The organism is Agromyces zhanjiangensis (genome assembly GCF_040496055.1).
GTDB lineage: Bacteria > Actinomycetota > Actinomycetes > Actinomycetales > Microbacteriaceae > Agromyces > Agromyces zhanjiangensis.
On the sequence record NZ_JBEPKB010000002.1, the window covers coordinates 592,403 to 616,053 of the forward strand.

The following is a 23,651-nucleotide window of genomic DNA, read 5'->3' on the forward strand; positions in this document are numbered from 1 at the left end:
GCTCAGAACACGAAGCCCTCGGGGAACGGGTCGTCGGGATCGAGCACGTACTGGCCGAACCCGGTCACCCACGCGCGCCCGCTGATCGTCGGCACGACCGCCGGCACGCCGCCGAGGTCCGTCTCGCGAAGGATCCGCCCGGTGAACTCGCTCCCGATGAACGACTCGTTGACGAAGTCGGCCTCGAGCGCGAGCTCGCCGCGGGCGTGCAGTTCCGCCATCCTGGCGCAGGTCCCGGTCCCGCACGGCGACCGGTCGAACCATCCCGGATGGATCGCCATCGCGTGCCGCGAGCGCACCGCGTCGGATCCCGGGGCGATGAACTCGACGTGGTGCACGTGGTCGGCGCCCTCGATCTCCGGATGCCGCGGCGGCGCCTGGGCGTTGATCGCCGCCATGATCGCGAGCCCGGCCGCGAGGATGTCGTCCTGCCGCGCCCGGTCGAAGGGGAGGCCGACCGCGTCGAGGTCGACGAGCGCGTAGAAGTTGCCGCCGAACGCGATGGAGTACGGCACGTTGCCGAGGCCGGGCACCTCGATCGCGGCATCCAGCCGCTCGACGAAGCTCGGCACGTTCTCGATCGTGACGCGCGTCGCCCGGCCGTCCTCCACGTCGACCCGCGCGACGACGAGGCCGGCCGGCACGTCGAGCCGGATCTCGGTCACCGGCTCGACGACCTCGACCATGCCCGTCTCGACGAGGACGGTCGCCACCCCGATGGTGCCGTGCCCGCACATCGGCAGGAACCCGCTGGCCTCGATGAAGACCACGCCCCAGTCGGCGTCGTCACGGGCGGGCGGCTGCAGCAGCGCGCCGGACATCGACGCGTGCCCGCGCGGCTCGTTCATCAGCAGCCCCCGGAGCCCGTCGAGGTGCTCCATGGCGTACAGGCGCCGGTCGTTCATGGTCGCGCCGGGGATCCGGCCGACGCCGCCCGTGACCACGCGGGTCGGCATCCCCTCGGTGTGGGAGTCGACCGCCGAGATCACGCGGCGCGCGCGCATCAGCGGGCCGCCAGTGCGGCGAGCGCCCGCTCGGTGTCGGCCGTGACCTGCGCACGCTGCTCCGCGGAGAGGGGGCCGCGCGGCGGGCGGGTCGGCCCGCCGTACGAGTTGCCGCAGACGTCCATGGAGAGCTTGATGGCCTGGACGAACTCGGTGCGCGAGTCCCAGCGGAACACGGCGACGAGTTGCTCGTAGAGGGCCTTCGCCTCGTGCCAGTCGCCTCGGGCGCACAGGTCGTAGAGCTCGACCGCCTCCTTGGGGAAGGCGTTCGGGTAGCCGGCGAACCAGCCGACCGCGCCGTTCACCATGAGCTCGAACAGCACGTCGTCGGCGCCCGCGATGACGTCGATGTCGCAGAGCTCCCTGATCTCGTACACGCGCCGGACGTCGCCGGAGAACTCCTTGATCGCGACGACCTCGGGGATCTCGGCGAGCTTCGCGACGAGGGACGGGACGAGGTCGACCTTGGTGTCGAAGGGGTTGTTGTAGGCCATGATCGGCAGGCCTGCCTTCGCGACCTCCTCGTAGTGCGCGATGACCTCCCCGTCGTTCGCGCGGTAGAGCGTGGGCGGCAGCAGCAGCACGCCGTCGGCGCCGTCCTCGCGGGCCAGCTCCGCCCATCGCCGCGCCTGGTGGCTGCCGACGCCGTGCGCGCCGGCGACGACGATGCCGCGACCGTCGACGGCCTCGACGGCGACCTGGATGACGCGCCGGCGCTCGTCGTCGGTGAGGGACGAGTACTCGCCGAGCGAGCCGTTCGGCCCGACGCCGCGGCATCCGTTGCGCATCAGGAAGTCGACGTGCTCGGCGAACCGGTCGTAGTCGACCGCGAGGCCGGCGGGCGCCGAGTCGTCCTCCCGGAAGGCGAGGGTCGTCGCGACGACCACGCCGCCGAGGTCCATGGTGGTGCTCATCTGCTTCGATCCTCCGTGTCGGTCTAGAGTAATATGTCACATGCTACGAGGCTGGTCCGGTGTCGGCAACCGCCGCGACCTCGCCGAGGCGGACCGGCGCGAGCACCGGCCGACGGTCGAACCCCTCGGAAGCCCCGGCGCCGCCCGCATCGGCGACGATCGCCTCGACCGCGCGGCCGCACGTGCGCCCCTGGCACGGACCGAGCCCCGCGCGCGTCGCGAGCCGCATCGCGCGGAGCGGCACCTCCGCACGTTCGGCGATGGTGCGCCGCGTGACCGCCTCGCAGCGGCACACGATGGTGTCGTCGTCGACCCACGCCGTCCACCCCGGCCGGATCCCGTGCGCACGCTCCAGGCGCGTCGCGAACGCACGCGTCCGCCGCCTGGCGGCCAGCGGGCCCCGGAGTCGGGGGTCGTCGAGCGCACCGCCGGCGGCGAGGAACCCCGCGACGGCGCCCTCGGCGAGGGCGGCGTCGGCGCCGGCGATGCCCGTGACCTCGCCCGCCGCGAAGACGCGCGCCACGCTGGTGCGCTGCCGCTCGTCGACCGCGACGACGCGCCCGCGGCGGTCGCCGTGGACGGCGCAACCCAGCGCGAGCGCAGCCTCGAGCCGGGGCGTGAAGCCGTGACCGAGCGCCACGGCGTCGCACGCGACCTCGCGCTCGGTTGCCGCCATCGGGCGCCAGTCGGCGTCGAGCTCGGCGACGACGACGCCCTCCACCCGCTCCTCGCCGAGGACGCGCACGACAGCGCTGCCGACCCGGTACGGGATCCGATGCCGCGCGAGGGCACCGGCGTACTCGAGGAACTCCCAGGCCTTGCCGGCGAGCTCCCACGGGCGCGGCAGCCACCCCGCTGCGAGCGCAGCGAGACGAGACGCCTCGTGCACCCCGACGACCTCGCATCCGAGGAGCGCGAGCGACTGCGCCACCGGAAGGAGGAACGGGCCCGCGCCGCTCACCACCGTGCGCCGGCCGACCGCGACGCCGTCCCGCTTCGCGAGCGCCTGGGCACCGCCGGCCGTGGTGACACCGGGCAGGGTCCAGCCGGGGACGGGCAGTGCGAGGTCGTGCGCGCCCGTCGCGACGACCACCGCGTCGGCGGCGACGTCGACGGCCGTCCGCCCGTCGGCGTCCGCGGTGCCGACCACGGCGCGGAGTCGCACGCCGTCCACGTCCGCCTCGGCGGACCACACGCTCGCCCCGGCGTGCACATGCGCGCCGCCGCGGTCGAGGGCCGCGCGCAGGCGCTCGAACCGGTGCCATCCGTGCTGGAGGCGGTGATCGGTGAGCCGTTCGTGATGACGCCAGTACTGTCCGCCGAGGCGGTCGCCCTCGTCGAGCAGGGTCACGTGCGCCCCGCCGGCGAGCGCGGCCTGCGCGGCGGCGAGTCCGGCCGGGCCCCCGCCGAGGATCGCCACGTGCGTCACGGACGCACCTCGCGCTCGATGCGGTCGCCGTCGACGGCCTCGCGACGGCAGGCTCGGACCCCCTCGACGCCGTTGACCGTGACGAGGCAGTCGTGGCAGGCGCCGATGCCGCAGAACAGGCCCCGGTCCCCCGTCTGCGCGGTGCGCCAGGCGGTGCGTCCGGCCCCGATGAGCACGCCGGCGATGGTCTGGCCGTCTCGGCCCCTGACGGGTTCGCCGTCGACGGTGATCTGGATCATGCGGTCTCCCGGAGGCCGTCCCTGCCCGGCAGGAACGGGGTCGGATCGAGGTCGGTCGGTGCGCCGAGCACGGCGTGCGCGACGAGCTCGGCGGTGGCCGGCGCGAGGCCGATGCCCGCGCCCTCGTGGCCCGTCGCGTGGACGAGTCCCGCGACGTCGGGGTCGGGCCCGATCACGGGGAGGTGGTCGGGCGCGTACGGACGGAACCCGACGTAGGTGCGCAGGAGGATGGTCCGCTCGAGGAACGGGAACAGCCGGACGGCCTTGGCCGCGATCGCCGCCGCGGGTGCCACGCCGGGCCGTTCGTCGAAGCCGACGCGCTCGCGGCTGGACCCGATGAGCACGGTGCCGCCGGGCGTCGACTCGACGACGGTCGAGGTCTGCAGGGCGGCGTCGCCCGACCCGACGGCGCCGACGTAGTCGCTGTCGTAGACCTTGTGGAACACGCGCTGCGGCATGGGGGCCGTCACGAGGATCATGCCGCGCCTCGGGCGGATGTCGAGGCGGGCACCGAGCCGGGCGGCGACCTCCGCGGACCACGGGCCGGCGCAGTTCACGACGACGTCGGCGCCGATCTCGCCCGTGCCCGTCCGGACGCCGGTGAGCGTGCCCGGCCGCCCGGCCGCCCCGGTGACCTCGCCGATCACGAGGCGCGCGCCGAGCCGGATCGCCTCGGCGAGCAGCGCCTGCGTCGCGTTCGAGGGCTGCACCTGCGCGTCGTCGGGGTAGCGGACGGCGTGCGCGACCTCGGGCGACAGGTGCGGCTCGGCCGCCGCGAGCGACGCCGCGTCCAGGGCCTCCGCGCGGATGCCCGTCGCCCGCTGCGCCTCGGCGAACCGCTCGAGCGCGGCCTCGCCGCCGTGGAAGGCGACGACGATGCCGCCCTTCGCCTCGAACTCCGTCGCGGGCCGGCCGTCGCGCCGGTCGGCGTCGAGTCGGGCGGCGAGGCTCCGCCACCTCGCGTTCGAGGCGATCGCGAGGTCGGCCTCGGCGCCGGGCACCTTGTCGCTCACGAGGAGGTTCCCCTCGCACCGGCTGGAGGTCTCGCCGGCGACGCCCACCCGGTCGACGACGACCACCTCGGCCCCGTGTTCGGCGAGCGCGAGCGCGCAGGCGGCGCCGACGATGCCCGCCCCGATGACCACGACCCGCACGCTGCGTCTCAGTCCTCGTGCTCGCCGCTCCAGATGCCGCCGACGTGCCCGATGTGGCGTGACATCAGGTCGGCGGCGGCATCGCCACGGCCGTCGACGAGCAGTCGGACGAGTTCGGCGTGCTCGAGCGCCGACTCGGTCAGCGCGCCCGTCTCCGCGAGCTCGGCGAGCCCGGTGAGGCGGGTCTGCTGGCGGAGCTCCCGCACGACGTCGACGAGGTACCGGTTGCCGGTGAGCCCGAGCAGCGTCAGGTGGAAGTCGGTGTCGGCCTCGAGGTAGTCCTGGAAGCGTCCCTCGCCGCCCGCGCGGACGATCTCGGCGGCGAGGTCCAGCAGTCGCACCGCCGTCGCCTCCGGGACGCGGCCGGCGAGCTCGCGCATGGGCGGTACCTCGAGCAGGCGGCGCACCTCGCGCAGCTGGCGCAGCTCGTCGAGGGAGACCTCGGTCACCCGGAACCCCCGGTTGCGCATGGGGGCGAGGAACCCGCGCCGCGCCAGGTCGAGCATGGCCTCGCGGACCGGGGTCGCGCTGACGCCGAACGCCGCGGCCGTCGTGGGCACGGTGAGGACGTCGCCGGGCTCGGCCTCGCCCGCGATGATGCGGGAGGCGATCGCACGCTCGACCTGCTCCCGGAGGCTCGCCACCTCGAGCAGCGGGGAGGGATCACCCATGCCGGCACCAGTGATATGTCATGCATTATAGGTTAGTCCCCGCGCCGCCGGAACGACAGGACGACTCCGTCGTCACGGAGCCGGACTCGATGCGACCCGCCGTGTCATGATTGCCGTGCGCCCACTGGCGCGGGACGGGGGGCCGCATGGCGATCGAGTTCGCGCGATCCGAGCGATCGACCGTCGGCATCGAGTGGGAACTCGCGATCGTCGACCGCTCGACCGGGGAGCTTGCGTCCGTCGGCGACCGCGTGCTCGCCGAGCTCGGCGACGCCGACGGGACGCCGCATGCGTCCATCACGTCGGAGCTCCTGACGAACACCGTCGAACTGGTGAGCGGCGTGCACGACTCCGTCGCGGGCGCCGTCGACGACCTCACCGGGCAGGTGGCGGAGGTGCGCGCCGTGCTCGACCGGATCGGCGAGTACGAGCTGATGTGCAGCGGATCCCATCCGTTCAGCCGCTGGTACGACCAGCGGCTCACCGACAAGCCCCGCTACCGCAAGCTCATCGAGCGCACGCGCTGGTGGGGCCGCAACATGATGATCTGGGGCATCCACGTGCACGTCGGCATCGAGGAACGCGACAAGGCGCTGCCGATCCTCGACGGGCTGCTCGCGTACGTCCCGCACCTGCAGGCGCTCTCGGCCTCGAGCCCGTTCTGGGCGGGGGTCGAGACGGGTTACGCGTCGAACCGGGCGCTGATGTTCCAGCAACTGCCCACCGCGGGCCTGCCGTACCAGCTGCCCGACTGGGGCGCGTACGAGCGGTACGTCGACGACCTCGTCCGCACCGGCGTCATCGAGGACCACACCGAGGTGCGCTGGGACATCCGCCCCTCCCCGCGCTGGGGCACCGTCGAGGTCCGCGTCTGCGACGGCGTGTCGTCGGCCGACGAGATCGGCGCGATCGCCGCACTCATCCAGTGCCTCGTCGAGTGGATGTCGACGCGGATCGACGAGGGCGAGACGATGCCGGTCATGCAGCCCTGGTACGTGCGCGAGAACAAGTGGCGCGCCGCACGGTACGGCATGCACGCCGAGATCATCACGGATGCCGCGGGCAACGAGCGGCCCGTCGCGGACGCGCTCCGCGACCTGCTCGTCACGCTCGCCCCCGTGGCCGATCGCCTCGGCTGCGCGGTCGAGCTGCAGCGCATCCGCCGCACGATCGACGAGGGCGCCGGGTACCAGCGCCAGCTGAAGGTCGCCGAGCAGCACGGCGGCGACCTGACGGCGGTCGTCGCGCACCTCGCGCGCGAGCTCCGCGAGGGCACGCAGCCGCGAGGCGAGTCCGGCTCGGACGGGTAGCCGCCGCCGGCTCCGGGAGCGGCCTGCTCCGGGAGCCGCCTACTCCGGGATTCGTCGGGTGCGGATGAGCTCGGCGAACCAGCGAGCGCTCGCCTTGGGCAGCCGCTCGAGCGTGTCGTAGTCGACCCGCACGATGCCGAAGCGCTTGGAGTAGCCGTAGCCCCACTCGAAGTTGTCCATGAGCGACCACACCTGGTAGCCGCGAAGGTCGACGCCCCTGGCCATCGCGCGATGCGCGGCCGTGAAGTGCCGGCGAAGGTAGTCGATGCGGTCGAGGTCGCGCACCTCGGGGCCGTCGGAGCCCTCGGTGACGACGTCGTCGAACGCGGCGCCGTTCTCGGTGATCATGAGCGGCACCTCGGGGTAGGCGTCGTGCAGCGCGATCAGCAGGTCCTCGAGGCCGGACGGGTCGATGTTCCAGCCCATCGCCGTGTACGGGCCGGGCTGCTCGAGGAACTCGACGTGCTGGGAGCCCGGCCATGGCGTGCCGCCCATGTCCTTGTGCCCGTCGGCGTTCACGCGCGGCGAGACCCCGTCCCACATCCGGACGGTCACGGTCGAGTAGTAGTTCACGCCGAGCAGGTCGATCGGCTGCGCGATGAGCTCGGTGTCGCCCGGCTTCACGAACGACCAGTCCGTGACCTCTGCGGTGTCCTCGACGACGTCGGACGGGTAGCCGTCGCCGAAGAGGGGCCCGAGGAAGACGCGGTTGGCGAGGCCGTCGATGCGGCGGGCGGCCTCGTGCCCCGTCTCGCCGGACGGGCGGATGACGTGCAGGTTGAGCGTGATCGAGAAGCCGGGGTCGTTCGTGACGACCTCGCGGAGCGCGGCGACGGCGAGGCCGTGCGCGAGGTTGAGGTGGTGCACCGCGGCGAGCGCCTTCGCACCGTCGAGGAGCCCGGGCGCGTGCGCTCCGGAGCCGTACCCGAGGTAGGCGGAGCACCACGGCTCGTTGAGCGTGGTCCACACGGCGATGCGGTCGCCGAGCCGCTCCCCCACGATCCGCGCGTAGTCGGCGAACGCCTCGGCCGTCGCGCGGCTGGTCCAGCCGCCCTCGTCCTCGAGTTCCTGCGGCAGGTCCCAGTGGTAGAGCGTCGCGATGGGGCGGATGCCGCGGGCGATGAGCCCGTCGACGAGGCGCTCGTAGAACGCCAGCCCCTCCTCGTTCGCCGGCCCGCGACCCGTCGGCTGGATGCGCGGCCACGCGACCGAGAACCGGTACGCCTCGAGCCCGAGCTCGGCCATCAGGTCGAGGTCGGACTCCCACCGGTGGTAGTGGTCGCAGGCGACGTCGCCCGTGTCGCCGTTCCAGACCTTGCCCGGGGTGTGGCTGAACGTGTCCCAGATCGACGGCCCACGGCCGCCCTCGGTCGCGGCGCCCTCGATCTGGTACGACGCGGTCGCCGAACCGAGCAGGAAGTCGGGCGCGAACTCGAGGCCCGAGTCGCGGTAGTCGGGGTCGCCGGTCGTCATCGTCGCTCCGTCCTCGTCCGCGGCGCGCGCCGCGCGTCCAACACTAGTCCCGGGCACACGGCCCGGGCACTCCGCAGCGGCTCTGCGGCCGCGCGGGTCAGCGGCCGAGCAGCTTCTGCAGCGCGGCCATCTCCTCCTCGGAGGGCGTGCCCGTGGCGCCGGCACCGCCGCCGAGGCCGAAGCCCGAGCCGGCGGGAGCGTTCGAGGCCGCGCCGGGCACCTGGCCCGACGCGATCGCCGCGTTTTCCGCGGCGCGCTTCGCGGGGTTGCCCGATCGCGAGCCGCCGGACTTCTTCTTGCCCTTCGCGGCCTGGCGCTTGCCGCCGCCGTGTCCGCCTCCGCCCGGGATGGGGCCCATGCCGGGGATCTGCGGCACGCCGCCGCGCGCGACGGTCTTCATCATCTTCGCGGCCTGCTCGAAGCGCTGCACGAGCTGGTTGACGTCGGTGACGGTCATGCCGGAACCCTTCGCGATGCGGAGGCGGCGCGAGCCGTTCAGGAGCTTGGTGTTCTTGCGCTCGGCCGGCGTCATCGACTGGATGATCGCCTCGGTGCGCACGATCTCGCGCTCGTCGAAGTTCTCGAGCTGCTGCTTCATGCCGCCCGCGCCGGGGAGCATGCCGAGCATCTTCTTGATCGAGCCCGCGCCGCGGAGCTGCTGCATCTGCGCGAGGAAGTCGTCGAGCGTGAACTGCTCCGACGCGATCTTCTCGGCGACCTTGAGCGCCTCCTCCTCGTCGAAGGCCTGCTGGGCCTGCTCGATGAGGGTGAGGATGTCGCCGAGGTCGAGGATGCGGCTCGCCATGCGGTCGGGGTGGAACGGCTCGAAGTCGTCGAGCGTCTCCCCGGTCGAGGCGAAGATGATGGGGCGGCCGGTGACGGATGCCACGGAGAGCGCGGCGCCGCCGCGCGCGTCGCCGTCGAGCTTGGAGAGCACGACTCCCGTGAAGTCGACGCCCTCCTGGAAGGCCTTCGCGGTCGCGACCGCGTCCTGGCCGATCATGGCGTCGATGACGAAGAGGACCTCGTCGGGGTTCGTGGCCTTCCGGATGTCGGCGGCCTGCTTCATCATCTCGGCGTCGACGCCGAGGCGGCCGGCGGTGTCGATGACGACGACGTCGTGCTGGGCGCGCTGCGCCTGCGCGACCGCGTCCTTCGCCACGCGCACCGGGTCGCCGACGCCGTTGCCGGGCTCGGGCGCGAAGACCGTGACGCCGGCCTGCTCGCCGACGACCTGGAGCTGGTTCACGGCGTTCGGGCGCTGGAGGTCGGCGGCCACGAGCATGGGCGTGTGGCCGTCCTTCTTCAGCCACTTCGCGAGCTTGCCCGCGAGCGTCGTCTTGCCGGCGCCCTGGAGGCCGGCGAGCATGATGACGGTCGGCGGGTTCTTGGCGAACTGCAGTCGGCGCTGCTGGCCGCCGAGGATCCCGACGAGTTCCTCGTTGACGATCTGCACGACCTGCTGGGCGGGGTTCAGCGCCTTGTTCACCTCGTCGCCGAGCGCGCGCTCGCGCACGGTCGCGGTGAACGACTTGACGACGTCGAGCGAGACGTCGGCGTCGAGGAGGGCGCGCCGGATCTCGCGGACGGTGCCGTCGACGTCGGATGCGGAGAGCTTGCCCTTGGTGCGGAGGTTCTTGAACGTCTCGGTGAGACGGTCGGAGAGGGTGCCGAACGTAGCCATGATGCCCTCAAGTGTAGAGGGCGGCGCCGCGGCATCCGCTCAGCACCGGCACGGGCCGGAACCGGCTCAGCCCTCGAAGCGGACGTCCACGATCTCGCGCTCGAGGTCGATCGACGCGACCAGCCGCTCGTCGGTGTCCTCCGGCGCGAGCGCGTACTCGAACTCCGCGAACGCGTCGCCCGGCTCGTCGGCGTCGGGACGGAGGTCGACGCGGGTCAGCGACATCGACCGCAGCGCGTCGATCTGGCGATCCCCGGAGTCGCGGCCGATCGCGGCCTCGACCTCCTCGGCCTGCTCGAGGTCGGGGTCGAGCACCGCGGCGAGGAAGCGCATCACGGGCGACGCGCCCGAGTCGAGCTGGGTGACGAAGGCCGACCGGAGCTCGTCGTCGACGAGTTCGAGCTCGCCGACCAGGGTCGCCGCGACGTCCAGCGCCGCGAGCGCCACGGTGTCGGCGTCGGCGTCGAGGACCACCTCGACGCGCTGGTCGCCGTACTCGACGTCCTCCGACCAGTAGTCGCCGACGAGTCCGAAGTAGTCGTGCTCCATGGACATGCGCGCCTCCCCCTTTCTCAGCCGACGAGCTGCTGCGCGAACACGTGCGGCGTGAAGCCCGTCAGGTCGCCGATGCCCTCGCCCTGGCCGATGAGCTTGATCGGCAGGCCGGTCCTCTCCTGCACCGCGATGACGAACCCGCCCTTGGCAGAGCCGTCGAGCTTGGTGAGCACGAGCCCGGTCACGCCGCCGTGCTGGATGAACGCCTCGGCCTGCGCGAGCCCGTTCTGGCCCGTGGTCGCATCGAGCACGAGCAGCACCTCGCTGATCGGCGCCTGCTTCTCCACCACGCGCCGGATCTTGCCGAGCTCGTCCATGAGCCCGCCCTTGGTGTGCAGCCGGCCGGCGGTGTCGATGATGACCATCTCGGTGCCGGTGCGCTTGGCGAAGTCCACGGTCTGGAAGGCGACGGACGCCGGGTCCTGGCCCTCGCGCTCGGGCCGGACGACCTGCGCGCCCGCCCGCTCGGCCCAGGTGGCGAGCTGGTCGACGGCGGCGGCGCGGAAGGTGTCGGCGGCGCCGACGACCACGCTCCGACCGTAGTTGCCGAGGAACTTGGCGAACTTGCCGATCGTGGTCGTCTTGCCGACGCCGTTCACCCCGACGACGAGTACGATCGCGGGGCGCTCGGTGAGCTTGAGGGTCGGGTCGTACTTGGCGAGCCGCTCCTCGACGAGCTCGCGGAGCATCCGCTGCACGTCGCGCGGGTCGGTGGTCTTGTACCGCTCGACCTGCGCCTTGATCGACTCGACGATCTCCTCGGTCACCGCCGGCCCGAAGTCGGCGCGGATGAGGGCGGACTCGAGGTCGTCCCAGGTGTCCTCGTCGATCGTCCTCGCGCCGAACACGTTGCGGAGGGCCGACCCGAGCGACCACGATGCGCGTTCTGCCATGCCTCCCAGCCTACGGGTGACGGATGCCGCGGGCTCACGCCGCCGGCCGCGCGATACCGGCCGCGTCCGGCCTCCGCAAGGCCTTGTCGCCGCCCCGCGACCCGCGGAAGCATCGACCGCTGACGGAAGGAGACCCCCATGCCCCTCGTCGGATTCCACGCGTCGCACGAGCAGCTCCCGCCGAGCGCGCTCCTCGACGCCGTCGTGCACGCCGAGCAGGCCGGCTTCGACGCGGCCATGTGCAGCGACCACTGGGCGCCCTGGAGCGTCCGCCAGGGCCACTCCGGCTACGCGTGGTCGTGGCTCGGCGCGGCGCTGCAGGCGACATCGTTCTCGCTCGGAGTGGTGACCGCGCCGGGCCAGCGCTACCACCCGGCCGTCGCGGCGCAGAAGATCGCGACGCTCGGCGAGATGTTCCCCGGCCGGTTCTGGGCGGCCATCGGCAGCGGCGAGGCCGTCAACGAGCACATCACGGGCGAGCCCTGGCCGGAGAAGGACCACCGCGACCGCCGGCTCGCCGAGACGATCGACGTCATGCGCCGCCTCCTCGCCGGCGAGACGGTCACCCATGAGGGGACGGTCAGCGTGCACGAGGCGCGGCTCTGGACGCGGCCCGAGGAGGCACCGCCGCTCATCGCCGCGGCGGTGAGCACCGAGACCGCGGCCGAGACCGCCGAGTGGGCCGACGGCGTGATCACGGTCGACCAGGACCGCGAGGCGCTCGGGGACTTCATCGACGCCTACCGCGGCGCGGGCGGTCGCGGGCCGGTCTGCGTGCAGGTGCACCTCAGCTGGGCGCCGACCGACGACGAGGCCGTGGGCATCGCGCACGACCAGTGGCGGCAGAGCCTCGTCCCGCCGCACCTGGCGTGGGAGCTCGCGACCCCCGAGGCGTTCGACGAGCGCACGGCCGACGCGACCCCGTCCGAGGTCGCCGACACGCTCCTGGCGTCGTCGGACCCGCAGCGGCACCTCGACGCGCTGCTCGAGATCGCCGAGCTCGGCGTCGACCGCATCTACCTGCACCACGTCGGGCAGGAGCAGGAGGGGTTCATCGACACGTTCGGCGCCCACGTGCTGCCCGCGCTGCGCGCCGCCGGCCCGTCGGCCGGGATCGAGGGCTGAGCCGATGCGCGCGACCGACCGCGGCGACCTGTGGTGGAAGACGGCGATCGTCTACTGCCTCGACGTCGAGACCTACATGGACTGGAACGACGACGGGTCCGGCGACTTCGAGGGCCTCGCGCAGCGGCTCGACCACCTCGCCGAGCTCGGCGTCACGTGCATCTGGCTCATGCCCTTCCAGCCCTCGCCCGACCAGGACGACGGGTACGACATCGTCGACTTCCTCGGCGTCGACCCGCGCCTCGGGTCGCTCGGGGACGTCGTCGCGTTCACGCGTGCGGCGAAGGACCGCGGCATCCGCGTGATCATGGACCTCGTCATGAACCACACGTCCGACCGCCACCCGTGGTTCGTGTCGGCCAAGCGGGGGCGCAACGCGCCGTACCGCGACTTCTACGTCTGGCGCGACGAGATCCCGCCGAACCCGCCCGAGAGCGTCTTCCCCGGCGAGGAGGAGGGCGTCTGGCAGTGGCACGATGGCACCGGGCAGTACTACCTGCACTCGTTCTACCGGCACCAGCCCGACCTCAACATCGCCAACCCCGAGGTCCGCGACGAGATCGCGAAGACCGTCGGGTTCTGGCTGCAGCTCGGGTTCTCCGGCTTCCGCGTCGACGCCGTGCCGTTCCTCATCGAGCCGCCGGAGGGCGAGGACATCGGCGACCCGCACGAGCTCATGCGCGACCTCCGCCGCTACCTGCAGCGACGGGCGAGCGAGGCGATCCTGCTCGGCGAGGTCAACCTGCCCTACGAGGAGCAACTCGAGTACTTCGGCGCCGAGGGCGACCCGGCCGAGCTCACGCTGCAGTTCGACTTCGAGGCGATGCAGCGGCTGTACCTGTCGCTCGCCAGACAGGACGCCACGGCGCTCCGCGACACGCTCGCGCGGCGGCCGCAGCTCGAGCCCGAGAAGCAGTGGGCGAACTTCGTGCGCAACCACGACGAGCTCACGCTCGACAAGCTCTCCGACGCCGAACGCGAGGAGGTGTTCGACGCGTTCGCGCCCGAGGAGTGGATGCGCGTCTACGGCCGCGGGATCGTTCGTCGGCTGCCGACGATGCTGGAGGGCGATCCGCGCCGCATCCGCATGGTCTACAGCCTGCTGTTCGCGCTGCCCGGCACGCCCGTGCTCTTCTACGGCGAGGAGATCGGCATGGGCGAGAACGGCGAGCAGGAGAAGCGCCAGGCGGTGCGCACGCCGATGCAGTGGACGGGCGGCCGCAACGGCGGGTTCTCCCGGGCCGCGCCTGGTCGGCTCGCGGCGACCCCGCCCGGCGACGGGTACGCGCCCGAGCACGTCAGCGTGCAGGCGCAGATGCACGACCCCGATTCGCTGCTGGCGACGATCCGCGGCTTCGTCACGCGGTACCGCGGTTCACCCGAGATCGGGTGGGGTGCGTTCGAACTGCTCGACGTCGGCGAGCCCGCCGTGCTCGCGCACCGCATCACCGAGGACCACCTGCGGTTCGTCGCGCTGCACAACTTCGCGCCGCGCCCCGTGCGGGTGACGCTCGAGCTCGGCGACCTGCCCGACGAGGCGGTGCTGTCCGACCTGTTCGCCGTCGACGCCGATCCGATCGACGAGCGCGGCCGGGTCGACGTCGAGCTCGACGCGTACGGCTACCGCTGGTTCCGCGTGCTCGCACCGGGCGACCGCCGGCTCACCTGAGCGGAGGCCGCGGCCGCGGCTGAGCGGAGGCCGCGCCCGCGGCATCCGTCGTCTCAGCTCGCCTTCGCGTCGAGCTCCTCGCGTACGCGCTGCCCGACGACCGCCGAGACCCCGTCCTGGCGCATCGAGACGCCGTAGAGCGCGTCCGCGATCTCCATCGTGCGCTTCTGGTGGGTGATGACGATGAGCTGGCTCTCCTCGCGCAGCGCCTCGAAGGTCGTCAGCAGGCGCCCGAGGTTGGCGTCGTCGAGCGCCGCCTCGACCTCGTCCATGATGTAGAACGGGCTCGGACGGGCCTTGAAGATCGCCATGAGGAGCGCCACGGCCGCGAGCGAGCGCTCGCCGCCCGAGAGCAGCGAGAGTCGCTCGATCTTCTTGCCCGCGGGCTTCACGCTCACCTCGATGCCGGTCGTGAGCAGGTCGTCGGGGTTCGTCAGCGCGATGCGGCCCTCGCCGCCCGGGAACAGGATCGGGAAGACCTCGGCGAAGGCCGCGCGAGTGTCCTCGAACGCGGAGCGGAAGATCGACTCCATGCGCCCGTCGATCTCCTCGATGATCGTGAGGAGGTCCTTGCGGGTGTTCGCGAGGTCGGTGAGCTGCTCGGTGAGGAACTGGTGGCGCTGCTCGAGCGCCGCGAACTCCTCGAGGGCGAGCGGGTTGACCCGGCCGAGCTGGGCGAGCTTGCGCTCGGCGGCCTGCAGGCGCTTCTGCTGCTCGGCGCGCACGAACGGCCGCGGCTCGGCGTCGGCGTCGGCGTCGTCGGGCACGGGATGGTCGGGGCCGTACTCGGCGACGAGGACCTCCTCGCCGAGCCCGAGCTCGCTCTCGGCGCGCTCGATGAGCGAGCCGACGTGGAGCTTCTTCTCGTAGATCCGCAGTTCGAGGCCGTGCACGTCCTCGGTGACGGCCTGCAGGCGCTCGCGAGCGGATGCCTCGGCGCGACGCGCGACCTGGACCTCCTCGTTGCGGCTCGCCCGCTCGGCCTCGGCCGCCGCCAGCGCGACGCGGGCCTCGGCGACCGAGCGGCCGACCGCGGCGAGGACGGGCGGCAGCGCGTCGGCGACGCGAGACGCGGCCTCGAGCTGCGCACGACGGATGACGGCTCGGCGCGCGGCCTCGTCGGCGGCACGGCGCTCGGCCTCGTGCTGGCGCTCCATCGCGACGATCCGCGCCTCCTCGGCGCGCACGCGTTCGCGCGCGGTCTCGAGCCTCAGTCGCGCCTCGACCTCGCCCTCCCGCGCGCGTTCGAGCGCGGCGAGCGCGCCGTCCCGACGGTCGGCCTCGAGCACGGGCCGCGGCTCGGCGCGCGCGGCCTCGAGTTCGCCCTTCGCCGCCGTGGCGGCCTGCTCGGCCTCCGCGATGCGCTCCTCGGCGGTGCGGAGCGCCTCCGCGAGTCGATCGGTCTCGGCCGCGGCGGCCTCGGCCTGCACGCGGGCCCGGTTCAGGGACTCGGTGCGCTGGGCGAGCTGCGCGTCGAACTCGCGGAGCGCCGCGAGCGCGAGCTTCGACTGCTGCTTGGCGTGCTCGGCGTTGCCGCGCTGCTCGTCGAGGTCGAACCGGGCGCGCTCGATGTCGGAGCGCACCTCGTCGAGCCGCGCCTCGGCGCGGTCGCGCTCGGCGATCAGCTCGATGCGGCTCTGGGTGCGCCCGGAGCCGCCGTGCACGACGTAGCGCCCCACGACGGTGCCGCCGCGCGTGATCACGGTCGCGGGCCGGTCGAGCGCGGCGAGCGCCGGCTCTGCGGCGCGGACCGCGTCGAGGTCGTCGGCGACGAGCACCTCGCCGAGGAGGGCGAGGACGCCGACGGGTGCGGTGACCACGTCGGCGGCGGCCATCAGGCCGTCGACGTCGAGGCCCTCGGTGCCGGGAACGCCGGCACCGGGGTCGGCGATGGTGAGCGCGACGCGGCCGAGGTCGTCGTCGGTCGCGACGCCGACGGCCCGGAGCGCCGCGTCGCGGTCGTCCACGAGCACGGACTCGGCGAGCGGCCCGAGCGCCGCGGCGATCGCGGCCTCGTAGCCCGGCTCCACGCGGAGGTGCTCGGCGAGGAGGCCGCGGACGCCCGCGGTGCCGGAGGCGGCAAGCGCGGCCGAGCCGTCCTTCTGGTCGAGCGCGAGCGAGAGCGCCCCGACGCGGGCGCCGAGTGCGTCGCGTTCGCGTTCGCGGTCGTGGAGCGCCTCGCGGAGCTTCTCGATCTCGGCCTCGGCCTCGAACACCGCCGCCTGCGCGAGCTCGTACGCCTCGTCGAGGTCGGTCGCGGAGGCGGGATCGGCGTCGGACTCCGCCTCGACGCGCGCGAGGTCGGCGGCGGCCGTCTCGCGCCGCGATTGCGCGTCGTCGAGGGCGTTGCGGTGCCGGAGCACCTCGCCGCGGACGGCCGCGAGCTTCGAGGCCGCGGCGTCGGCCCGGCCGGAGAGCTGGGAGGCGCGCAGGTCGTACTCGCTGACGCGTGACGCCTGCGCGGCGATCTCCTCGTCGACGGCGTCGAGCGCACTCCTCGCGTCGCGGGTGGTGACGGCCGCCTGCTCGAGGGCGGACGCCGCGTCGCCGACGCCGCCGCGGATGCCGTCCAGGTCGCCCCGCGCCGCGTCGATGTCGGCGAGCGTCACGGTGGGCGCGGCATCCGTGCCCTCGTCGGCCGCTGAGAGCAGCGCGATGCGCTGTCGCGCGAGCGAGTCGAGCGCGCGCAGCCTGGCCTCGGACTGCTCGAGCGCGAAGCTCACGGCGCGCGCACGGTCGACGTCGTCGCCGCCCTGCGCCTGCTCGAGCCGATCGATGTGGGCCTGGTGGCGTTCGAGCTCCTGCTGGAGCACGAGGCGCTCGGCGTGCCGTTCGTGCTCGGTGCGCCCGGCCACCTCGAGCGCGCGTCGAAGCTCGACGACCTCGTCGGCCACGAGCCGTGCCTTCGCGTCGCGCACGACGGCGGCGATGCCGGCGGCCTCGCGCGCGACCTCGGCCTGGCGGCCGAGGGGCTTGAGCTGCCGACGGAGCTCCGCGGCGAGGTCGGTGAGGCGCGTGAGGTTCGCCTGCATGGCGTCGAGCTTTCGGAGCGTCTTCTCCTTGCGCCGGCGGTGCTTCAGGATGCCCGCAGCCTCCTCGATGAACCCCCTGCGATCCTCCGGGCTCGCGTGCAGCACCTGGTCGAGCTGGCCCTGGCCGACGATGACATGCATCTCGCGGCCGAGGCCCGAGTCGCTGAGCAGCTCCTGCACGTCGAGCAGGCGGCACTGCTCGCCGTTGATCGCGTACTCGCTGCCGCCGTTGCGGAAGAGGGTGCGCGAGATCGTGACCTCGGTGTACTCGATCGGCAGCGCGCCGTCCGCGTTGTCGATGGTCAGGCTCACCTCGGCGCGGCCGAGCGGACCGCGCGTCGACGTGCCCGCGAAGATCACGTCCTCCATCTTGCCGCCGCGGAGCGTCTTGGCGCCCTGCTCCCCCATCACCCAGGCGAGCGCGTCGACGACGTTCGACTTGCCGGAGCCGTTCGGGCCGACGATGCACGTGACCCCGGGCTCGAACGCGAAGGTGGTCGGCTGCGCGAAGGACTTGAAGCCCTTCAGGGTGAGGCTCTTGAGGTACATGTCCCCCCGGTGTCGCGGCGTGATGGTGCTGGATGCCTCGGACGAGCGTACCCGAGCGGATGCCGCGCGCCCGCGCTCGCTCGCCGCATTCGAGCGGATCGGGGCTCCCCGGGGGCGTCCCGTCCGGCGGGCGACGCCGGGCATCGCGGGTACCGGCTCGCCGTCCGTCCCACTAGGCTGGCACGCTGCCCGAACGACGGAGGACGCATGGACGCGGAGGTCCGACCGATCCGACTGCCCGCGACGCCGCGCGCTCCGGCGCCCCCGGAGCTCGACGCGTACGCCGCCCTGATCCGCCGGCTCGACCTGGAACGGCTCGGCACCGACGAGCTCGCGCGGCCCGTCGGCGAGCTCGCGGTGGAGTTCGCGGACGATCCGTACCGCGTGCACACGCCGTTCGGCGCGTTCGACGGCGACGACCTCGTCGGCATCGCCGAGCTGGTCTGGGAGCGCGACGACGACGCCAGGACCGCCTACCTCGAGCTGCTCGGCGTCGTCCCCGATCGACGCCGGGAGCGGATCGGCTCGACGCTGCTCACGTGCGCCGAGCGCATCGCGGCGGAGGCCGGACGGACGACGCTGGTCCTCGCGGCCGACCACGCCGCGGGGACGGCGACGGGGAACGACGGTCGAGCCGGCACCCTCACCGCCCCGGGCGGCGCCTCCGGCGCGGTGCTGCGTGCCCCGCAGGGCGACGCCACGATCCCGGTCGACGACCCCGCCGCGCAGTTCGCGCTGGCGCACGGCTTCGCGCTCGGCCAACTCGACCGGGTCAGCGTCCTCGACGTCGCCGGTCGCGACGAGGAGTTCGCTTCGCGGCTCGAGGGGCTCGCCGCATCCGACGCCTACCGGGTGCGCGCGTGGGTCGACCGCGCCCCCGACGAGCTCCTCGACTCGCTCGCCGTCGCCCACGAGCGGATGTCGGTCGACGCACCCTCTGGTGCCATCGCCTACGAGCTCGAGCACTGGGACGCCGAGCGCGTGCGCGACGAGGAGCGCCGCGCCCTCGAGAAGGGACGCACGACACTCACGGCGGCGGCCATCGCGCCCGACGGCGGGGTCGCGGGCTTCACCGTCCTGTCGCTCCCCGCCGGCTCCGTCGCCGTCGAGCAGTGGGACACCATCGTGCTGGCGGCCCACCGCGGCCATCGGCTCGGGATGCGCCTGAAGCTGGAGAACCTCCGCCTGCTGCATGAGGCGGATGCCTCGCGCGAGCGGATCTACACGTGGAACGCCGACGAGAATGAGCACATGCTCGCCATCAACCTCGACCTCGGATTCCGGCCGTTCGCCCTCGAGTCGGTCTGGCAGCGGCCGTGAGCGCGGCCGTGCCCGAGGGCGGCGCCGCGGCGACGGGGTCGACGGTCGTGCTCCGGCCGATCGAGGCGCCCGACCGCATCGGCATCCCCGAATCGGCCGACCTGGAGGCGTACGCCGACCTCGCCCGTCGCATCCAGCTCGAGACGATCGGCACCGACGAGTTCAGCTGGTCCGCGGCCGAGCTCGCGGTGCTCGGCGGCAACCCGTACCTCGAGCGACACCGATTCGGCATCTTCGACGACGGCCGCCTCGTCGCCGCGACCGCGGCGTGGTGGGAACGCGAGGACGACGACGGCGCGCCCATGATCACCATGGTCGGCGTCGACCCGGCCCATCGCCGACGCGGCCTCGGCGGCCGCGTGCTCGACGCCGTCGAGGCCGCGGCGCGCGACGCCGGACGGAAGTCGACGATCCTCATCTCGGAGCATCGCACCGACGACGGAGCCGGCGAACGCCTCCACGCGCCGCAGGGCGGCGCCTCCCTGCCCGCCGGCGCGCCGTCGGTCCGGTTCGCGCGCTCGCGGGGCTACGACCTCGGCCAGCTGCTCGTGGCGAGCGTCCTTCCCGTCGGCGGCGCCGGCCCGCGGTTCCGCCGGCTGGCCGAGCAGGCCGCGCGGACCGACGGCTACCGCCTCGAGCTCTGGCGCGATCGCACGCCCGCCGAGCACCTCGACGCGTTCGCGGCCGCCCGGTCGCAGATGGTCGCGGAGGCGCCGAGCGGCGCCGTCGACTTCCCCGACGAGCACTGGGACGCCGCGCGCATCCTCGACGAGGAGGCGCGCGCCCTCGAGGCCGGGCGCTCGCACCTCACCGTCGCCGCGGTCGCCGCCGACGGCGAGGTCGCCGGCTTCACGATCCTCACGCTCGCGCCCGGCAAGCGCGCCGCCTACCAGGACGACACGCTCGTCCTCGGGCCGCACCGGGGACACGGCCTCGGCCTGCGCATGAAGCTCGCGAACCTCGTCGCTCTCGCGGATGCCGCACCCGAGCGCACCGACGTCTACACCTGGAACGCCGACGAGAACGGGCCCATGCTCGCGATCAACCGCGAACTGGGGTTCCGCCCGCACTCGATCCAGGCGACGTGGCAGCGGGGCTGAGGACGGCGCACCGGTGCACCCCGAGGGCGCTTGACGTCGGGGGCGCTCGCCGACCGTGCAGCGCCGATCAGTGAGTGTTCGCCCAGTCGGTCAACTGAGCGAGCGTGATACCGCCGCGGGCATCCTTCCCTGACAGCTTCAGCTTGGAGGCGATCTGGGCGGCGTTACAGCCGGCGGTGTCGATGACGGTCAGACCGGACCCCTTCCCGGCACCATCGACGAACTTCCCACCGGTGGTGGCGTAGTACTTTCCGGCGGTCTTCCGCACGGACTCCGGGATGGCAGTGGACGGGCAGAGGTCGGCGGTGTCCGTCACCCCGTCCCGGTCCGAATCCGACGCGGTCGGCATCGGTGCGCCGGTCATCGCCGACGGGCCGGTGGAGCAGGTGAACTTCCACGTCAGCCCGTCAGGTGCGGTCGATCCCTCCGGGGTGCGCAGCGAGAACGACAGACCGTACGTCGCCGTGACCGGTGCGGTGAATCTGAACCCCTCGGTGGCGGGCCCTCCGGCGAACGTGATGTTCAACCCGATGTTGGAGACGAGGAACACGTCGTCACCCGCACGGGCGGGGCTGACGGTGACGCCGATGACCTCGCCGGCCCTGAGCGCGACCGTGCTGACCGCGACCTTCGGTGCGGTGACCGTGCGGTCGTGGAAGAACCCGCAGTCGTACACGGTCGATGCCGTCCCGCCCTTCACCGGCTTCGCCGCCGATGCCGGGGCGACCGCCGTGGTCGCGGCGAGGATCAGGCCGAGCGCGGCGGTGACGGCGGCGATGGCCGTACCACGGATTCGGGTGCGCCCGGTCCGGGCGTCGAGGGAGTCGCTCATCGTCATTCCTTTCGACAACGGTGGTCGAGCTGCCGGAAGGCACGCGTGGAATCGACAATAGACCCTCCGTTTGGGGGTGCGCCACGGCGTCGTCGATCGGTGGTGTTCGGGCCGGGGTGGAAGGCGAGCCCTCCCCGCGACGGTTCAGGTTCGTCGGCGGTTCGGAACGGGGCTCGCGCCCGCACTCGATCCGGACGATTCTGGAGCTTTGCTGCGAGCCGTGCGTGCGAGCCGCCCTACGCCCGTCGGCGTCGCGGCGGCGCGCGAGCCGGCGCGCAGGCGCTGGCAGCGCGGGCAGCGATGCGACGACCGGTTCATGAACGCCTCGCGGACGATGGGCGTGCCGCACCTCGGGCACGGGCGACCGGTGCGCCCGTACGCGTTCAGCGAGTGGGAGAAGTAGCCGGATGCGCCGTTCACGTTGACGTACTGCGCGTCGAAGCTCGTCCCACCTTCGGCGAGGGCCTTCTGCAGCACCTCGCGAACGGCGGCGAGCAGCTCGCGGACGCGTCGTCGGCTGAGGCTCGATGCGGGCTGCTCGCCGTGCATGCGGACCGCCCACAGCGCCTCGTCGGCGTAGATGTTGCCGATGCCCGAGACCACGCCCTGGTCGAGCAGCACGCGCTTGATGCCCGTCGCCCGGCGGGCGAGCGCCGCGGCGAACGCGGCGTCGTCGAACGCGGGGTCGATCGGATCGCGCGCGATGTGCGCGACCTGCGACGGGATCGACCGCGCCCATGCGCCGGTGACGTCGGCCGAGAAGCCCGCGACGCGACCATCCGCGGTCGGCAGCATGCGATCGATCGCCATCGACCCGAAGATCCGCTGGTCGACGAAGTCGACTCGGAGCTCCCCGTGCACCGGGTGCTCCAGTTGCACCCTGATCCGCGCGTGCCGATCGTCGCCGGGGTGGTCCGGCCTGCGGAGCAGGAGCTGGCCGCTCATGCCGAGGTGCGCGACGAGTGCCGCACCGCCGGCGAGGGGCATCCAGAGGAACTTGCCGCGCCGCACGGCGGCCTCGATGCGCTCGCCGGTGAGCAGCGTCTCGAAGTCGCCGGCCGCCGACTCGTGGCGCTTCAGCGAGCGGACGTCGAGCACCTCGACGCCCGCGACCCGGGCACCGGTGACCGCCGGTGCGAGCCCGGCGCGGACCACCTCGACCTCGGGCAGTTCGGGCACGTCAGCGGTCGTTCAGGGTGGTCCAAGCCTCGAGCGCGGCCGCCATCTCGGCCTGCTTCTTGCTCGAGCCCTCGCCCGATGCGGTCACGAGGCCCCCGACGGTGACCGTCGCGACGAAGTGCTTGCTGTGGTCCGGGCCGCTCTCGCTCACGGAGTACGACGGCGCGGTCGCGCCGCGGCGGGCGGCGATCTCCTGCAGGCTCGTCTTCGGGTCCATCGCGGCGCCGAACCGGTCGGGGTCGCGCATGAGCGGCGTGATGAGGCGCAGCACGAGGTCGGTGGCGACGTCGCCGCCGCGCGAGAGGTAGACCGCGCCGATGATCGCCTCGACGGTGTCCGCGAGGATCGACGGCTTCTCTGCGCCGCCGGTCATCGTCTCGCCGCGGCCCAGTCGGATGTACGGGCCGAGCCCGATCGTCCGGGCGACCTCGGCCAGCGCGACGCTCGAGACCAGGCTCGCCCGGCGCTTGGCCAGCTCGCCCTCGTCGAGCTCGGGGTGGTCGGTGAACAGCTTGACGGTCACCGCCTGCCCGAGGATCGAGTCGCCGAGGAACTCCAGGCGCTCGTTGGTCGGGATGCCGCCGTTCTCGTACGCGAACGACCGGTGCGTGAGGGCGAGGAGCAGGAGATCGGGGTCGAGCTCGACGCGCAGCGTGCGCTGCAGTTCGGCGAGCTCGTCGGCCCCGGTGTCCGTGCGCTCGACGCGCCTCACGACCGGTCGTTCGTCGTTCACGGGCCGACTAGACGTCGGCGACCTTGCGGCCCTTGTACTCGAGGAAGAGCGGGGTGCCCGCCGAGTCCTCGACCACGCGCGCGCGGTGCGGGAGGCTGTAGGTGACCTTGCCGTTCTCGACGGTCTTGACGAGCGTGGGGGCCTCGGCCTTCCACTGCGAACGGCGCGCGTGGGTGTTGGCGCGTGACTTCTTCCGCTTGGGAACAGCCATGACTCTCTCTCAATCTCTCTGCTGGTCGGCGTCGGATGCAGCATCCGCGCCCTCGTCTTCGGAAGCCGTGAACCCTGCGAGCGCAGCCCAACGCGGATCGCGCTCGACAGGGGTGACGAGTTCCGGATGATCGGCCATTCGCTGTCCGGTTTCGGGGTCGAGACCCGGGCAGTCAGGCCGGCACACCGGCTGGAAGGGCAGTGCCAGCACTACCGCATCTCGGATGAGGGGTTCAAGATCCACGTGGTCGTCTTGAACCTCATACTCGAAAGCTTCCCCAGAATGATACGCGAAAAGCTCCTGGAACTCGACTCGGACGGGCAGTGCGATGTCGATGAGGCACCGACCGCACTCTCCCTCGGCGGTCGCGTCCACCTCCGCGGTCGCCAGCACGCCCTCGTGGACGGACTCCAGGCGCACGTCGATCGCGAGGTCGGAACCCTGCCGGATCGACACCAGGCCCTCGCCCAGCTGCTCGGGAACCGGCACGTCGAACTGCTGCTCGCGCATCTCGCCGGGTCGGTTGACGAGGTCGCGCACGTTGATGCTGAATGGGGAATGCTGTACGGCCACGA

At 72.9% G+C, this 23,651-nt stretch carries 21 protein-coding genes; 5 read left to right on the forward strand and 16 right to left on the reverse strand.

What is annotated here, in order from left to right:
• Positions 1–2: 2 nt before the first annotated feature.
• From ABME02_RS05970 to ABME02_RS05995, 6 genes are read right to left on the reverse strand one after another with little or no spacing between them, the layout of a single operon-like run.
• On the reverse strand, positions 3–1,004 hold the full coding sequence (locus ABME02_RS05970; protein WP_353814337.1) for a proline racemase family protein: 1,002 nt from the start codon (positions 1,002–1,004) through the stop codon (positions 3–5).
• Positions 1,004–1,918, reverse strand: a complete 915-nt coding sequence (locus ABME02_RS05975; RefSeq protein ID WP_353814338.1) for a dihydrodipicolinate synthase family protein — start codon at positions 1,916–1,918, stop codon at positions 1,004–1,006. The genes ABME02_RS05970 and ABME02_RS05975 overlap by 1 nt, the downstream gene beginning before the upstream one ends.
• Positions 1,919–1,961: 43 nt before the next feature.
• Entirely contained in the window at positions 1,962–3,347 is a 1,386-nt protein-coding gene (locus tag ABME02_RS05980; protein WP_353814339.1) for an FAD/NAD(P)-dependent oxidoreductase, read from the reverse strand.
• On the reverse strand, positions 3,344–3,586 hold the full coding sequence (locus ABME02_RS05985; protein WP_353814340.1) for a (2Fe-2S)-binding protein: 243 nt from the start codon (positions 3,584–3,586) through the stop codon (positions 3,344–3,346). Before ABME02_RS05985 ends, ABME02_RS05980 begins: the two co-directional genes overlap by 4 nt.
• The gene (locus ABME02_RS05990; RefSeq protein ID WP_353814341.1) at positions 3,583–4,731 is read right to left on the reverse strand and encodes an NAD(P)/FAD-dependent oxidoreductase; all 1,149 of its coding nucleotides are present in this window, start codon (positions 4,729–4,731) and stop codon (positions 3,583–3,585) included. Before ABME02_RS05990 ends, ABME02_RS05985 begins: the two co-directional genes overlap by 4 nt.
• 17 nt (positions 4,732–4,748) lie before the next feature.
• A complete protein-coding gene (locus ABME02_RS05995) occupies positions 4,749–5,411 on the reverse strand; it encodes a GntR family transcriptional regulator (protein ID WP_353814342.1) in 663 nt (220 codons plus the stop codon).
• A gap of 146 nt (positions 5,412–5,557) precedes the next feature.
• Between ABME02_RS05995 and ABME02_RS06000 the strand changes: the two genes are divergently transcribed.
• Positions 5,558–6,721 carry a glutamate--cysteine ligase gene (locus ABME02_RS06000; protein ID WP_353814343.1) on the forward strand — a complete coding sequence of 388 codons (1,164 nt, stop codon included), beginning with the start codon at positions 5,558–5,560 and terminating at the stop codon, positions 6,719–6,721.
• Between the two features lie 39 nt (positions 6,722–6,760).
• Here ABME02_RS06000 and ABME02_RS06005 read toward each other — a convergent pair whose 3' ends face one another.
• From ABME02_RS06005 to ftsY, 4 genes are all read right to left on the reverse strand, one after another.
• Positions 6,761–8,194 carry a GH1 family beta-glucosidase gene (locus ABME02_RS06005; protein WP_353814344.1) on the reverse strand — a complete coding sequence of 478 codons (1,434 nt, stop codon included), beginning with the start codon at positions 8,192–8,194 and terminating at the stop codon, positions 6,761–6,763.
• A gap of 97 nt (positions 8,195–8,291) precedes the next feature.
• Complete coding sequence (ffh, locus tag ABME02_RS06010) at positions 8,292–9,878, reverse strand: signal recognition particle protein (protein WP_353814345.1); 1,587 nt, start codon at positions 9,876–9,878, stop codon at positions 8,292–8,294.
• 66 nt (positions 9,879–9,944) lie between these two features.
• On the reverse strand, positions 9,945–10,433 hold the full coding sequence (locus tag ABME02_RS06015; RefSeq protein ID WP_353814346.1) for a DUF2004 domain-containing protein: 489 nt from the start codon (positions 10,431–10,433) through the stop codon (positions 9,945–9,947).
• Positions 10,434–10,450: 17 nt separating this feature from the next.
• Positions 10,451–11,326, reverse strand: a complete 876-nt coding sequence (gene ftsY / locus ABME02_RS06020) for a signal recognition particle-docking protein FtsY (protein ID WP_353814347.1) — start codon at positions 11,324–11,326, stop codon at positions 10,451–10,453.
• A 138-nt stretch (positions 11,327–11,464) separates the two neighbouring features.
• Between ftsY and ABME02_RS06025 the strand changes: the two genes are divergently transcribed.
• Both ABME02_RS06025 and ABME02_RS06030 read left to right on the forward strand, forming a co-directional pair.
• Positions 11,465–12,451: a TIGR03885 family FMN-dependent LLM class oxidoreductase gene (locus ABME02_RS06025; RefSeq protein WP_353814348.1), complete on the forward strand. Its 987-nt coding sequence runs from the start codon at positions 11,465–11,467 to the stop codon at positions 12,449–12,451.
• 4 nt (positions 12,452–12,455) lie between these two features.
• Positions 12,456–14,120 carry an alpha-amylase family protein gene (locus ABME02_RS06030; protein WP_353814349.1) on the forward strand — a complete coding sequence of 555 codons (1,665 nt, stop codon included), beginning with the start codon at positions 12,456–12,458 and terminating at the stop codon, positions 14,118–14,120.
• A 53-nt stretch (positions 14,121–14,173) separates the two neighbouring features.
• Here ABME02_RS06030 and smc read toward each other — a convergent pair whose 3' ends face one another.
• A complete protein-coding gene (gene smc / locus ABME02_RS06035) occupies positions 14,174–17,701 on the reverse strand; it encodes a chromosome segregation protein SMC (protein WP_353814350.1) in 3,528 nt (1,175 codons plus the stop codon).
• A gap of 207 nt (positions 17,702–17,908) precedes the next feature.
• Between smc and ABME02_RS06040 the strand changes: the two genes are divergently transcribed.
• Both ABME02_RS06040 and ABME02_RS06045 read left to right on the forward strand, forming a co-directional pair.
• Entirely contained in the window at positions 17,909–19,021 is a 1,113-nt protein-coding gene (locus ABME02_RS06040) for a GNAT family N-acetyltransferase (protein WP_353814351.1), read from the forward strand.
• Complete coding sequence (locus ABME02_RS06045) at positions 19,018–20,121, forward strand: GNAT family N-acetyltransferase (protein ID WP_353814352.1); 1,104 nt, start codon at positions 19,018–19,020, stop codon at positions 20,119–20,121. Before ABME02_RS06040 ends, ABME02_RS06045 begins: the two co-directional genes overlap by 4 nt.
• 67 nt (positions 20,122–20,188) lie before the next feature.
• Here ABME02_RS06045 and ABME02_RS06050 read toward each other — a convergent pair whose 3' ends face one another.
• The 5 genes from ABME02_RS06050 to ABME02_RS06070 all read right to left on the reverse strand — a co-directional run bounded on the left by ABME02_RS06050 (position 20,189) and on the right by ABME02_RS06070 (position 23,649).
• Positions 20,189–20,953 carry a hypothetical protein gene (locus tag ABME02_RS06050; RefSeq protein WP_353814353.1) on the reverse strand — a complete coding sequence of 255 codons (765 nt, stop codon included), beginning with the start codon at positions 20,951–20,953 and terminating at the stop codon, positions 20,189–20,191.
• Between the two features lie 144 nt (positions 20,954–21,097).
• Positions 21,098–22,132, reverse strand: coding sequence for a bifunctional DNA-formamidopyrimidine glycosylase/DNA-(apurinic or apyrimidinic site) lyase (mutM, locus tag ABME02_RS06055; protein WP_353814354.1), 1,035 nt, complete (start codon positions 22,130–22,132; stop codon positions 21,098–21,100).
• 1 nt (position 22,133) lies between these two features.
• Entirely contained in the window at positions 22,134–22,796 is a 663-nt protein-coding gene (gene rnc / locus ABME02_RS06060) for a ribonuclease III (protein ID WP_353814411.1), read from the reverse strand.
• Positions 22,797–22,872: 76 nt separating this feature from the next.
• Positions 22,873–23,076 (reverse strand): 50S ribosomal protein L32, encoded by a 204-nt coding sequence (gene rpmF / locus ABME02_RS06065; protein ID WP_092669520.1) that lies wholly within the window; start codon positions 23,074–23,076, stop codon positions 22,873–22,875.
• A 9-nt stretch (positions 23,077–23,085) separates the two neighbouring features.
• On the reverse strand, positions 23,086–23,649 hold the full coding sequence (locus tag ABME02_RS06070; RefSeq protein WP_353814355.1) for a YceD family protein: 564 nt from the start codon (positions 23,647–23,649) through the stop codon (positions 23,086–23,088).
• Positions 23,650–23,651: the final 2 nt, after the last annotated feature.